A 12,147-nucleotide genomic window follows, 5' to 3' on the forward strand; every position below is an offset into this window, starting at 1 on the left:
GCCAGCAAACCCCTGTCCGGTCTTGGTGAGGGTTTGCCCCGGCTTCGGTGCGCGCGCGCCGGGCGCACAGCGTTCGGCGTGCGCGCCACTCCCCAATGGCAAAGTCCGGCAAGTTGTATTCAAAGCTGTGCGCTCGACAAAGTGGCAGTGCGCGCCATGTTTCAGCGAAGTTAAATCCTACGGGGCGACCGCGTTGGTGTGACGCACAAAGGGCCTGGGGGCGCGAAATTGCCGACACCCAATAATCGGCCTATCCAAAAGATCTGGATAGCAAATTAGCCCTACGTATCAGTGGCTCTGAGCAGGCATTTATTCGATTTACGCACCGCGAGAATAAATTGACGTTCCCATCACAAATCGGCTTACTCGGGAGTAGGTTCAGCCGTGGCACAGATCACGTTCGGGTAAAGGAGACAAGATGAACCGTGCTGCGAAGTCCTACCTCACCTCGGGTGTTGCGCTGGCAGGAGCAAGCGTCATCGCCATTTCGCCGATGGTTGCCGCGCCGCTGAGCCCTCCCGGCACGGACACCCATACCGCGTTTTCTGTGTCGACCGCGAACGTGCAGCTCGCAACCACGGTCAACCCCCTCGCCGCGTGGGCAGAGGTGGTCTCCTCTGCGTATGGCAACGTGGCTTCGCTTGGCGAGGAGGTGTTGTCAGATCCGGCACCCATCCTCCGCCAGTTCATCCTGAACCAGCTCAGCAACGGTGAGGCGGTGGTCTCTGCGGCGACCGGGGCCGTCGGAGGCTTTCTGGAATACCTCTCCCCGGACAATGCCTTCGGGTTGGGCGCCCAGCTCCAGACCGCCGCCGAACAACTGAGCTCGGGCAACATCGCCGGTGCCATCGAAACCGCGACCCAGGCCCTGTTCCTGGCGCCGGTGATCAGCGTCGCCTTCCCGGTGCTGTCAAGCGGTCTGCTGGACATCCCGGGCACCATGGCGCAGAACTTCGCGAACGTCGTCAAGACGGTCACCGATCCGAATACCGTGCTGCCCATCGCGCTGGGCGCGCTCGGTACGGTGTTGGCGCCGGTCAACGCATTCGGCGACAGCCTCCAGGAGACCTTCGATGCGCTGGGCGACGGCGACGTCGGCGCGGCGCTCAACGCGGTCATCAACATCCCTGCTGCCGTCGTCGGTGCGGTACTCAACGGCTACACGAATCTGGCGGGAAGTGTGTTTCCCGGACTGTTCTCCGAAGACGGTCTGGTCCATGCCCTCGTCGTGACGCTGCCCAGGGCCATCGCGGCGGCCATCACCCCCGAAGAGGAGGGCTCAGCAGCGGCGGCCAACGGGCCGGCGGATGTTCCCACGGCGGTGTTGGCCAGCGTGCAGACAGACGACGAGCAGGCCGCTGATTCCGGTGCCGCCTCGGAGGACGCCGACGGAGACGGCGGCGCGGTGGACGCGGTCAACGCGTCGGTGACCGAAGAGACCGCAGAGGTCGCCGCGGGCGCTGAGGGCGAGGCGTCCGACGCCCAGGGCGAGGTCGTGGACGAATCTTCGGCGATCGGCACCGAGGAGGTGTCCGAGGAGAGTGGCGAAGGTACCGCCGAGCCGACGGAAGGCTCTGCGGAGTCGACCGGGGCCGACGAGGACCTCGCCGACGAGACCGAGAGCTCCGACGATGCCGCAGCATTGGAGGAGGACCTCGACGCTGATGCCGCGGCGTCCGAGGACGGCTCCGACGAAGGTGACGTCACCGGCGACGAGGGCGGCAGTGACGCCGGCGACGATGAATCCGGTTCGGAGGACGGTGAATCGGGGGACGCCGACGCGGATTCGACTGGTTCGGACTCGGGCGGGTCTGATACCGGCAGCGGTTCGGAGTCCGATGGAGGATCGGGCGACTCCGACTAGTTCACGCACACCGCTCGGCCCCCTCGCCCGGCGAGGGGGCCGAGCGCTGTTGACGTCAGGTCGCCGGACCGCTGGGGGTGGCGCCGCCCTCGTCGGCCCAGTCGGCGCCTTCTTCGGCACCCTTCGAGGGATCGCTGATCACGTCGTCGTCGGCCTCGGTGGCGCCGGCGTCGGTCTCGGTGGTCTGGGGCTTGTCTCTGGTCACGACGCAGGATTACCCCGGCGGGCCGCCGTTCATTCAGTCGCGGCGCCGCTGCAACTGCGCCATCCAGTCCTTGGGCACCCGCTCCCGCGGCCCCGGCACCGACTGTCCGGCCGGGTGACTCAGTGGGGCCGCCAGGTCGGCAGTGCCGTCGGGTCGGACGTAGTACTCGTCGCGGTCGTAGTTCCAGTACCAGTCCTCGCCCGGTTCGAAGGACCGGATGACCGGATGCCCCGTGCTGCGCCAGTGTGCGGGCGCGTGCCGTGAGGGCGAGTCGTCGCAACAGCCGATGTGACCGCACCCGGCGCAGCGCCGCAGGTGCACCCACCACCCGCCGGCGGCCTCGCATTCGACACAGCCCGTGCCGCTCGGGGGGATCGTGGGATCAACCGCGTGGCTCACGATTCGAAGCGTAATCGCCGCAACGGCGCCCAGTCGGGTGAACTCGAACCACACCGATGTCGCCGTGGTCTATCGTCGCGCCATGGCAACCAAGGATTCTCGTGAGGTCGTGATCGAAGCGTCACCGGAACAGATTCTCGACGTCATCGCCGACGTCGAGGCCACCCCGACCTGGTCGCCGCAGTACCAGAAGGCGGAGATCCTCGAGAGCTACGACAACGGCAGGCCCAAGCAGGTGAAGATGACCGTCAAGGCGGCGGGGCTGACCGACGAACAGGTGATCGAGTACACCTGGGGCGACAACGAGGTCACCTGGACGCTCGTATCCGCCAGTCAGCTCAAGGCCCAGGACGCCGGGTACACGTTGACCCCGGAGGGCGACAAGACCCGCGTGCGCTTCGACATCGCGATCGACCTGTCGGTGCCGATGCCTGGGTTCATCCTGAAACGCACGATGAAAGGTGGCGTGGAGACCGCCACCGAGGGACTTCGCAAGCAGGTCCTCAAGGTCGCCAAGGGGTGAATCGGGGTCCGCTGGCCGACGTCCGGGTCATCGAGCTCGGCGGAATCGGGCCGGGGCCGCACACCGGCATGATGCTGGCCGACCTGGGCGCCGACGTGGTGCGGGTCCGTCGCCCGGGCGGCCTGCAGATGCCCGCCGAGGACGCGGATCTGCTGCACCGCGGAAAACGCGTCGTCGACCTCGATCTCAAGACCGACGCCGCCGCGACACTGCTCGACCTGATCGGCAAGGCCGACGTCCTCATCGACGGTTTCCGACCCGGCACCTGCGAGCGGCTGGGCATCGGGCCCGACGACTGCGCGGCGGTCAACCCCAGGCTGATCTTCGCCCGCATCACCGGCTGGGGACAGCACGGCCCGCTCGCGCGCTCGGCGGGCCACGACATCAACTACCTGTCGATGACCGGGGCACTGTCGGCCATCGGTTACCGCGACCGCCCCCCGGTTCCCCCGCTGAACCTGGTCGCCGACTTCGGAGGCGGCTCGATGCTTGCGTTGATCGGCATCACGACCGCGCTCTACGAGCGTGAACGCTCCGGCCGGGGGCAGGTCGTCGACGCCGCCATGGTCGACGGTGTCAGCCTCCTGTCCCAGATCGCGTGGACGATGAAGGCCCTAGGGACGCTGGCCGACGAACGCGAGTCGTTTCTGCTGGACGGAGCGGCACCGTTCTACCGAACCTATGAGACCGCCGACGGCCGGTATGTCGCGGTCGGCGCCATCGAACCGCAGTTCTACGCCGAACTCGTCGACGGCCTCGGGCTGGCCGACGCCGGACTGCCGCCGCAGATGGACCGTTCGTCGTGGCCGGCCCTGCACGAGATCTTCGCGCGTCGGATCGCGACCCGAACGCGCGACGAGTGGGTCGCGATCTTCGCCGGGCGTGACGCCTGCGTGACGCCGGTACTCACCTGGACCGAGGCTGCCGCCGGCGACCATCTGCGCGCACGAGGCACCATCGTGACCCGCGGCGGTGTCGACCAGGCGGCTCCGGCGCCCCGCTTCGGCCGGACCCCGGCCCCTGCGGTGGGTGCCCCGCCGGCACAGGCGACGCCCACCGACGCCATCGGGTGGTGAGCGGCGCATCGGGGTTAGCTGCACAAACCGGTGCGCGAGGCTGCCGCGATCGCTAGGATTTGCCGGTATGGCGGTTCGGGCATCCAGGGAAGTGGTGATCGAGGCCCCGCCGGAAGCGATCCTGGATGCGCTCGCCGACATCGATGCGGTGTCGTCCTGGTCGACGCTGCACAAGGACGCCGAGGTGCTCGATCGCCATCCCGACGGCAGACCGCATCATGTCCGGGCGACGTTGAAGATCATGGGCGTCACCGACAAGGAAGTCCTCGAATACCACTGGGGTGAGCGGTGGGTGGTGTGGGACGCCGAACAGACCTTCCAGCAGCGCGGCCAGCACGGCGAGTACAACCTGACCCCGGAGGGGGAGGACCGCACCCGCGTGCGGTTCGACCTCATCCTCGATCTGGCGGCGCCGCTACCGCATTTTCTGGTCAAGAAGGCCAAGAAGATGGTGCTCGATGTCGCGCTCGAGGAACTGCGCCGGCGAGTGCTCAGCGGCACCGCCTAACCTGCGGGGCGCAGGGCCTGCAGTCGTCGGATCGCTTCGTCGAGGGTGTCGTCGCGTTTGCAGAATGCGAAGCGCACCAGGTGTTTCCATTGCTCGGCATGGGCGGCGGCCGGATCGCAGAACGCCGTCATCGGGATCGCGGCGACTCCGACGCGCTGCGGAAGGTCGGCGCAGAACGCGGTGCTGTCGTGGTAGCCGAGCGGGCGCGGGTCGGCACACAGGAAGTAGGTGCCGGAACTGTCGTGCACGTCGAACCCGATGTCGGTGAGTGCGGCGGACAGCCTGTCTCGTCGAGTCTGCAGCGACGCGCACAACGCCTCTACCCACGCGTCCTCGGTGGAGAGCGCCAGCGCCACGGCAGGCTGGAACGGCGCTCCGCCCACGTAACTCAGATACTGCTTGGCCGCGCGCACACCGGCGATGAGATCGGCTGGGCCGCAGGCCCACCCGATCTTCCAGCCGGTGACGTTGAACATCTTCGCCGCGCTGGAGATGGTGATGGTCCGCTCGGCCATGCCCGGGTAATTGGCCAGCGGAAGGTGACGACGGCCCGGGGGATCGGTGAAGACGAGGTGTTCGTACACCTCGTCGGCGATGACGAGAAGGTCGGCCTCGACGGCGAGGGCGGCCAGCGCGCGGAGTTCGTCGTCGCCGGCGACCATGCCGGTGGGGTTGTGCGGCGAGTTGACGATCAGCGCCCGGGTCTTGGGGCCGATCGCGGCCCGGAGGCCTTCGACATCGATGGCGAACCCGCCACCGGCGGCGCGCATGGGAACGGCACGCCGGTGGCATCCGGCCATGACGATCACCGGTGAGTAGGAGTCGTAGAACGGTTCGACGAGCAACACCTCGGAGCCCGGTTCGACCAGGCCGAGCACCGATGCCGCGATCGCCTCGGTGGCGCCGACCGTGACGAGCACCTCGGTGTCCGGGTCGTACTGCGTGCCGTAGCGCCGGCTGCGCTGTTCGGCGATGGCCTGGCGCAGTTCGGGGATACCAAGGCCGGGCGGATACTGGTTCACACCGTCGGCGATGGCGCGCTGAGCAGCGCTGAGCATGGCGGCGGGGCCGTCTTCGTCGGGGAAGCCCTGGCCGAGATTCACCGCTCCTATCCGGGCCGCCAGTGCCGACATCTCGGCGAAAATGGTCACCGCGTAGGGCTTCAGGCGTTCGACCGTCATGAGTCGGAGCCTATTGCTTCGCCGTGGGGCCCAGTCGCCGACCGGTGCAAACCCGCCAACGCTTTCGGGGGCGGCCGACGGCGTCACCCCCGTCGCGACGCCCGCTTGCGAACGATTGCATTGGTTGGGCGCTAGCATTCAAGGCAGGCGGTCAACCGGAGTCGAATGCTCGGGGGCCGTTTCAGGGAGGCAGGGGAGCGCGGTACATGCCACGACGAGTGACCATCGACGACGTGGCTCGCCTGGCCGAGGTCCACAAGGCGACGGTGTCACGGGCGCTCAACGCCCAGACCCGCGACCAGGTCAACGCCGAAACTCTCAAGCGGGTCAAGCGGGCAGCCCGTCAACTCGGCTATGTGCCCAACGCGATGGCGCGCGGACTGCGCACCAGCAAGTCGATGACCATCGGCGTGATCATCCCCGATCTGATGAACCCGATCTTCCCGCCGATCATCCGCGGTATCGAGCACGTGTTGCAGGCGCAGGGTTACACCGTGCTCATCGCGAACACCGATTCGCACGACGAGGTGGAAGTGTCGGCTTTCGAATCGCTTCTCCAGCGCAGGGTCGACGGATTCATCCTGGCCACCGGCAGGCTCGACGACCAGCCGGTGGTCGAGGAGGCCGCCACCGCCGATGTTCCGGTGGTGCTGGTCAACCGCGACTCGGGCGTCGGGCGCTACCCGCTGGTCTCCGGTGACAACGCCCGCGGAATCGAGTTGGCGGTCACCCATCTCGTCGAACTGGGCCACCCGCGGATCATCCACGTGGCCGGACCGCCGAACTTCTCCACGACCCGCACCCGCGCCGAGGCGTTCGAGGCGGCGGCTACCCGGGCCGGCGTCGAGCACGACACCATCTATGCCACTGCGCTGAGCACAGACGCCGGCTTCGAGGCGGCCGAAAAGTTGTTGTCCGACAACGGTGTTGCGCCGAGCGCGCTGGTCGCCGGCAATGACCTGGTGGCGCTGGGCCTGATTCGGCGGTTGCGCGTACAGGGGCTGCGCTGCCCCGACGAGGTGTCGGTGGTGGGTTTCAACGACATGCCGTTCGCCGGTGACTTCTGGCCCCCGCTGACCACGGTGCGGATGCCGCTGCGGGAGATCGGCGCTGAGGCCGCCCGGCTGTTGCTGCGTGGCATCGAGGTGGGCGAGCAGGAAGCGGCGACGCTGACCCTGCCGGTGTCGCTGGTGGTCCGGGGATCCACGGGTCCCTTCCGCACCTGACCGGTGAAACCCGGTTCGGCCCGTTCCGCTAGGATCGCTGCAATCGATTGCGAAGGTGTGCGGTGGACCATCTGACCCTGGGCGTGTTCAGTCCGTCGGTGCTGCTCGACGTCGCCACGACGACGGGCCGACTGGCGGCCGCAGGCTTGACGGTGACCGATGTCGCGGTGCCGTCCTCGCCGGCGCAGTTCCAGGCCCTGGCCCGCGGAACCTACGACGCAGTGTTCACCAGTCCCGACAACGCGCTCGCCTATCGCTTCCTGCCGTCGAACCCGTTGGGGCAGTTGCTCGATGTGGAGGTGGTGGCCGGCGTCGACCGCGGTCTGGGTCTGGTGCTCGCCAGCCGTGCCGGGTTCGGCGCACCCGAACGGCTCCGCGGGCGCCGGCTGGGTGTCGACGTCCCGACCTCGGGCTTCGCGTTCGTCGCCTACGCGCTGCTCGAAGAATTGGGGGTGCACCGCGACGACGTCGACGTCGTCGCGCTCGGCTCGACCCCCAAGCGGGCCGCTGCGCTCAATGCCGGTGACTGTGAACTCACCGTGCTCAACGCCGGCAACGAGCTCGCGGCGCGTTCCGACGGAGCCGTGCTGCTGGCCGACGTGACGATGCTCGGCCCCTACCTGGGTACGGTGCTGGCACGGCTGCGCCAGGCGCCGGGATCCGCCGCGGTGGACAGGCTCTCCGGGGTGCTGGCCGAGACGGCCGCAGCGATCCGCACCGGCGAGTTGTCCGGGCGGGCCGGTGAATCCGCAGCCCGGCTGCTCCGGCTGGACCCCGCCGACGCGGCCGAGCACGTGGCAGTGCTGAGTGACCCGGATCGGGGCCTGGTCGACGACGCCACGGTGCCGGCCTCGGCGTTGGAGACCCTGGTCGAGCTGCGCAGACGGTTCCTGCCTGTCGCTGAATTGGACGGCCTGACACAACGATTCGACGAAATCGTGCGCTCGGCGGTGCTGGTCGCCTGAGTGTCGCCCGGTCATTCCCGCAGGACGTATCTCGACCGGGCCACGGTGGTTGCGGCCGCATAACCCACCGCCGCGACCGTCGTCAGCGCGAACAACAGCTCGAATCGGTGGGTGCCGGCGGCCAGGTTTCCCGCACCTGCACCCAGCGACGCCCCGACGAACAACGAGATGGAGAAAAAGGACATCCCGATCGCCCGCCCGTCGGCCACCGCGTCGGTCATCCAGGTCTGCATCGTGGTGTGGCCCAGCGCCCAGGCCAGGCCGAGCAGGATCGCGGCAGCCAGCACGGTGGGCAGCGAGATGCGCACGGCGACAGCGATATAGGCGGCGATGATGGCCAGCCCGGCGAGCAGCAGGAGCATCCAGGCAGACCACCGTCCCAGCACCAACCTCATCAGCTGGCTGACCGTGACCACCGCCGCGCCGAAGGCTGCCGTGGCAGCACCGGCGACCAGCACGCTGGCGCCGGTCGCCTGCAGTGCGACGGCGAGGTAGTTGAACACCCCGATCAGCAGCGCGCCCTCGATGACGGTGAGGGCCAGGATCGCGATAGCCCACCGGTTGCGCGCGAGCCGGCGCAGTGAGGGCAGGAGCCGCTCCCTGGCGGCGCCGGCGGGTTCCTCGAGCCGGACCAGACCGGCGATCAGGAGCAACGCGGCGACCGCGACCGCAACGTACACCCACCGCCAGCCCCACCACTGGGCGATGGCGCCGGCCCCCACGGTTCCCGCCGCCAAGCCGAGCGAGATCGCGGCGGCGAGATTCGCGGTGGCGACCGCGCGTTGCCTGATGGGCAGCGAGTCGCCGTAGTAGATGAGCACGGTGGTGATGGTCGCCGAGAAGGCGGCCCCGGCCAGTCCCCGGGTCACGCTGTAGGTCAGCGCGTCGTAGGCGAATGCCGTAGCGAGGTTCGCGATCCCGCCGATCACCGTGGAGGCCAGAAGAATCCGGACCCGGCCGAAGCGGGCCGCCAGCGTGGCCCACCCCAGTTGCAGCGCGGCGTAGCTGATCGCATACACCGTCAGGGACAGGCCGATCCCGTCGACGGGGGATCCGAGGTCGGCAGCGATCACCGGCACCAGCGGCGGCATCACCGAGCGGTCGATCATCGACACGAACGCGGCGATGACCAGAATCATCGCCGGGTGCTCAGCGGCGCACCGGAATGATCCAGGTCATCCACGAGGCGGCCACACCGGAACCTCCGCGCGTCCGGAGCGGAATCGCACGGATTTGGAGCGGACGAACTCATGCAGGGTCTCGGCGGCGTTCTCCCGACCGAAACCGCTGCCCTTCTGGCCGCCGAACGGGGAACCCAGAAACGAGCGGCGCATGTAGTTGTTCACGAAGATCATCCCGGCTTCGAGTCGCTGCGCGATGTGCCACGCGGCCGCCTCGTCCCGGGTGATCATCGCCGCGGTCAGTCCGTAGTCGGTGCCGTTGGCAATCTCGACGGCCTCGTCGATCGTCGCGTAGCGCATGATGAGCGCAATCGGTCCGAAGATCTCTTCCTGTCCGGCAGTGGAATCGGGTGCCACATCGACCAGAACAGTGGGCGGCACCCAGTATCCGTCCCGGTACCGCCCCTCGGTGGGAACCGTTCCCTGTCCGACGATTCGGGCACCCTCGTCGAGTGCGGTCTGCAGATAACCCAGCACCCGGTCCCGGTGTCTGGCGTCGACCATCGGGCCCACATCGGTGCGCGGGTCCAGGCCGTCGCCGACGACCAGCGCGCATGCCGCGGCGACGAAGCGCTCGACGAAGCGGTCGTAGATGTCGTCGTGAAGCAGGATGCGTGCGGTCGACGTGCACGCCTCGCCCTGGTTGTAGAACATCGCCTCGATCGCGACGGTGACGGCGAGATCGATGTCGGCGTCGGGGAACACGATCAGCGCGTTCTTGCCGCCGAGCTCCATGGTCGCGTAGGTCAGATTCTGCGCCGCGGTCTGCAGCACCGCGCGGCCGGTGGCCGTCGCGCCGGTGAAACTGATGCGCTCGACCCCGGGGTGGCCGGCGAGCGCGGCACCGGCGGACAGGCCGGCCACCGCGTTGAGTACGCCGGGGGGCAGCACCTCGTTGGCGATCTCGACCAGGCGCAGCACCGTCAACGGCGCCTGCTCGCCGGGTTTGATCACCACGGTGTTGCCGGTGATCAACGCCGGAGCACCCTTCTTGGCGAAGTGGATGGGCGGCCAGTTGAACGGCAGGATGGCCGCCACCACGCCGTAGGGTTCGTAGATCACCCGCGTCTCGATCGGTCCCTGGTCGATGATCTCGCCGGGCAGGCTTTCGCCGAGTCCGGCGAAGAACTCGAAGCAGTTGGAACTGAACGCGACGTCGTTGGCCAGGGCATCACGTTTGGGCTTGCCGTTCTCCCGCGACACCAGCGCGGCCAGTTCGTCGGCGTGCGCCCGGATGCGTTCGGCGACCTGTTTGAGGTAGGCCCCGCGTTGCCGGCCGGTCAGCGCGCGCCAGGCCGGGAGCGCGGCGCGGGCCGATTCGACCGCCCGGTGGACGAGCGCATCGTCGGCCGAGGCGACCGTGGCCAGCGGCGCGCCGGTGGCGGGTTCGGTGACCTCGAACGTGGGAAGGTCCCCGGCCGCGACGAACGCACCGTCGATGAACGCACCCCATACGGCGCGGGTCGCAGAAGCGGAAGTGGAGTCGGCCGTCGCGCTGTCGATCATCGTCATGAGCACTCCGTGACTGTCAGGCAGGCCGACGCGGCGCTGCAATCGATTGCGAATGACTATAGCGCCGAGGGCTGCGGCCGGGAAGCCCGGGCCACCAGGGCTGACACCCTCTCCAGGAAAACGCCTGCAGCTAGACCACCGGACCCATGCGTGCTTGTGAATGAAGGTGTTGACACCGGATACCTGCTGTGTGACTATTCACTGCAATCGATTGCATATGACCTGCATTACAGTGAGGGTCGCGTCGGGGCAATCGGTCTGACAGAGAGGTTGGACATGCGTTTCACCACTGCTTTTCGCGCGATCGCCGCAGCTGCGGCGATCGCGCTGACCGCATCGGCATGTTCTGCCGACGGCGGCGGAGATGGCGACACCATCCGGATCGGGGCCTCGTTGCCGCTGACCGGTGAGTTCAGCCAGGGCGGTCTGGACACCCAGCGTGGATACGAAACCTGGGTGGAGATGACCAACGAGGCCGGCGGTCTGCTCGGTAAGCCGGTGGAGATCATCGTCAAGGACGACGCCACCCAGCAGGAGACCGCGGTCAGCAACTACAACAACCTGATCGCGCAGGACAAGGTCGACCTGCTGCTGGGTAGTCAGTCGTCACTGCTCAACATCCCCGCCTCGGCAATCGCTGAGAAGAACAAGATGCTGTTCGTCTGCCCGTCCTGCGGGTCGCCGGACATGTTCAACCGCGGCTTCTCCTACATCTTCTTCTCTCAGCAGGCCATCGCCACCGATCAGGCCAAGGTGTTCGCTGAGTGGATCGCCGCACTACCGCCGGAGCAGCGGCCCAAGACCGCCGCCTACCCCGCGCTCGACGATCCGTTCACCGGACCTGTCGTGGAGGGTGCCGAGAAGATCCTCTCGGCCGCCGGAGTCGAGACCGTCTACAAGGACCAGTACCCCGCGACGACGAAGAACTTCGACTCCGTGGTCAACGCAATGCGCGACGCCGGAGCTGAAATCGTGGTTCAGGGAGCACAATTCGAAGACGGGGTCAACATGATCCGGTCGATGAACCGGGCGAACTACGAGCCCTCCATCCTCTATCAGAGCAGCTCACCCACCTACGGTCAGCAGTACCTCGACGCGGTCGGACCGCAGAACGCCGAGGGTGTGTTCTTCTCGATGAGTTACAGCCCACTTGCCGACACCCCGGACAACGCCGAGTTCGTCAAGCGCTACCAGGACAAGTTCGACCAGCTGCCCCCCGAGGATGCCGCTGACGGATTCGCGGCCGGTCAGGTGCTGGCCGCCGCCGTCACCGCTGTCGGTTCCCTGGACGACCAGGCGGCTCTGGCGGACTGGCTGCGCGGCAACAGTGTTGAGACCCTGCTGGGGAACCTCAGCTGGAATCCCGACGGCAGTCCGCGGGGCGACTTCCTGGTCGGACAGTGGCAGGGCGGGGTGTCGGAGGTCGTGTTGCCGACCGATGTGGCCACCTCGGACAAGATCATGCGCTGGCACGGCGGAGACATCTGAGCCGGTCGGGCGTCCGTCC

Annotated in this window: 12 protein-coding genes; 7 read left to right on the forward strand and 5 right to left on the reverse strand. The window is 67.8% G+C overall.

All coding sequences use genetic code 11. The annotated features are described in order from the left end of the window. The first annotated feature begins 418 nt into the window (after window positions 1–418). A complete protein-coding gene (locus ACEWX3_RS04670) occupies window positions 419–1,864 on the forward strand; it encodes a hypothetical protein (RefSeq protein WP_374158777.1) in 1,446 nt (481 codons plus the stop codon). A gap of 55 nt (window positions 1,865–1,919) precedes the next feature. Here the strand turns inward: ACEWX3_RS04670 and ACEWX3_RS04675 are convergent, their stop codons facing one another. Continuing rightward, window positions 1,920–2,069, reverse strand: coding sequence for a hypothetical protein (locus ACEWX3_RS04675; protein WP_207066621.1), 150 nt, complete (start codon window positions 2,067–2,069; stop codon window positions 1,920–1,922). 33 nt (window positions 2,070–2,102) lie between these two features. Further along, window positions 2,103–2,468 (reverse strand): UBP-type zinc finger domain-containing protein, encoded by a 366-nt coding sequence (locus ACEWX3_RS04680; protein ID WP_374158778.1) that lies wholly within the window; start codon window positions 2,466–2,468, stop codon window positions 2,103–2,105. A gap of 82 nt (window positions 2,469–2,550) precedes the next feature. Here ACEWX3_RS04680 and ACEWX3_RS04685 point away from each other — a divergent pair, with 82 nt between their 5' ends. The 3 genes from ACEWX3_RS04685 (at window position 2,551) to ACEWX3_RS04695 (ending at window position 4,575) form a co-directional block, all read left to right on the forward strand. After that, window positions 2,551–2,991 carry an SRPBCC family protein gene (locus ACEWX3_RS04685; RefSeq protein ID WP_207066623.1) on the forward strand — a complete coding sequence of 147 codons (441 nt, stop codon included), beginning with the start codon at window positions 2,551–2,553 and terminating at the stop codon, window positions 2,989–2,991. Next, window positions 2,988–4,067: a CaiB/BaiF CoA transferase family protein gene (locus ACEWX3_RS04690; RefSeq protein WP_374158779.1), complete on the forward strand. Its 1,080-nt coding sequence runs from the start codon at window positions 2,988–2,990 to the stop codon at window positions 4,065–4,067. The genes ACEWX3_RS04685 and ACEWX3_RS04690 overlap by 4 nt, the downstream gene beginning before the upstream one ends. A gap of 67 nt (window positions 4,068–4,134) precedes the next feature. Then, window positions 4,135–4,575, forward strand: coding sequence for an SRPBCC family protein (locus ACEWX3_RS04695; protein WP_207066625.1), 441 nt, complete (start codon window positions 4,135–4,137; stop codon window positions 4,573–4,575). Here the strand turns inward: ACEWX3_RS04695 and ACEWX3_RS04700 are convergent. After that, a complete protein-coding gene (locus tag ACEWX3_RS04700) occupies window positions 4,572–5,756 on the reverse strand; it encodes a pyridoxal phosphate-dependent aminotransferase (protein ID WP_374158780.1) in 1,185 nt (394 codons plus the stop codon). The genes ACEWX3_RS04695 and ACEWX3_RS04700 overlap by 4 nt on opposite strands. A 206-nt stretch (window positions 5,757–5,962) precedes the next feature. Between ACEWX3_RS04700 and ACEWX3_RS04705 the strand changes: the two genes are divergently transcribed. Continuing rightward, complete coding sequence (locus tag ACEWX3_RS04705; protein WP_374158781.1) at window positions 5,963–6,982, forward strand: LacI family DNA-binding transcriptional regulator; 1,020 nt, start codon at window positions 5,963–5,965, stop codon at window positions 6,980–6,982. Between the two features lie 62 nt (window positions 6,983–7,044). Next, entirely contained in the window at window positions 7,045–7,947 is a 903-nt protein-coding gene (locus ACEWX3_RS04710) for an ABC transporter substrate-binding protein (protein ID WP_374158782.1), read from the forward strand. An 11-nt stretch (window positions 7,948–7,958) separates the two neighbouring features. On the opposite strand, the gene ACEWX3_RS04715 is transcribed toward ACEWX3_RS04710, so the two are convergent. Both ACEWX3_RS04715 and ACEWX3_RS04720 read right to left on the reverse strand, forming a co-directional pair. Further along, window positions 7,959–9,086, reverse strand: coding sequence for an MFS transporter (locus ACEWX3_RS04715; RefSeq protein ID WP_374158783.1), 1,128 nt, complete (start codon window positions 9,084–9,086; stop codon window positions 7,959–7,961). Window positions 9,087–9,122: 36 nt separating this feature from the next. After that, entirely contained in the window at window positions 9,123–10,640 is a 1,518-nt protein-coding gene (locus tag ACEWX3_RS04720; protein WP_374158784.1) for an aldehyde dehydrogenase, read from the reverse strand. Window positions 10,641–10,916: 276 nt separating this feature from the next. On the opposite strand from ACEWX3_RS04720, the gene ACEWX3_RS04725 reads away from it, so the two are divergent. Beyond that, complete coding sequence (locus ACEWX3_RS04725) at window positions 10,917–12,128, forward strand: amino acid ABC transporter substrate-binding protein (RefSeq protein ID WP_207066631.1); 1,212 nt, start codon at window positions 10,917–10,919, stop codon at window positions 12,126–12,128. The last annotated feature ends 19 nt before the right edge of the window (window positions 12,129–12,147 follow it).

It is taken from the genome of Mycobacterium sp. G7A2 (genome assembly GCF_041902445.1).
Classification (GTDB): domain Bacteria; phylum Actinomycetota; class Actinomycetes; order Mycobacteriales; family Mycobacteriaceae; genus Mycobacterium.

Coding starts and splice junctions, on each gene's coding strand:
- ACEWX3_RS04670 (WP_374158777.1), top strand. CDS start 419: ATGAACCGTGCTGCGAAGTCCTACCTCACCTCGGGTGTTGCGCTGGCA.
- ACEWX3_RS04685 (WP_207066623.1), top strand. CDS start 2,551: ATGGCAACCAAGGATTCTCGTGAGGTCGTGATCGAAGCGTCACCGGAA.
- ACEWX3_RS04695 (WP_207066625.1), top strand. CDS start 4,135: ATGGCGGTTCGGGCATCCAGGGAAGTGGTGATCGAGGCCCCGCCGGAA.
- ACEWX3_RS04700 (WP_374158780.1), bottom strand. CDS start 5,756: ATGACGGTCGAACGCCTGAAGCCCTACGCGGTGACCATTTTCGCCGAG.
- ACEWX3_RS04705 (WP_374158781.1), top strand. CDS start 5,963: ATGCCACGACGAGTGACCATCGACGACGTGGCTCGCCTGGCCGAGGTC.
- ACEWX3_RS04715 (WP_374158783.1), bottom strand. CDS start 9,086: ATGATTCTGGTCATCGCCGCGTTCGTGTCGATGATCGACCGCTCGGTG.
- ACEWX3_RS04720 (WP_374158784.1), bottom strand. CDS start 10,640: ATGACGATGATCGACAGCGCGACGGCCGACTCCACTTCCGCTTCTGCG.
- ACEWX3_RS04725 (WP_207066631.1), top strand. CDS start 10,917: ATGCGTTTCACCACTGCTTTTCGCGCGATCGCCGCAGCTGCGGCGATC.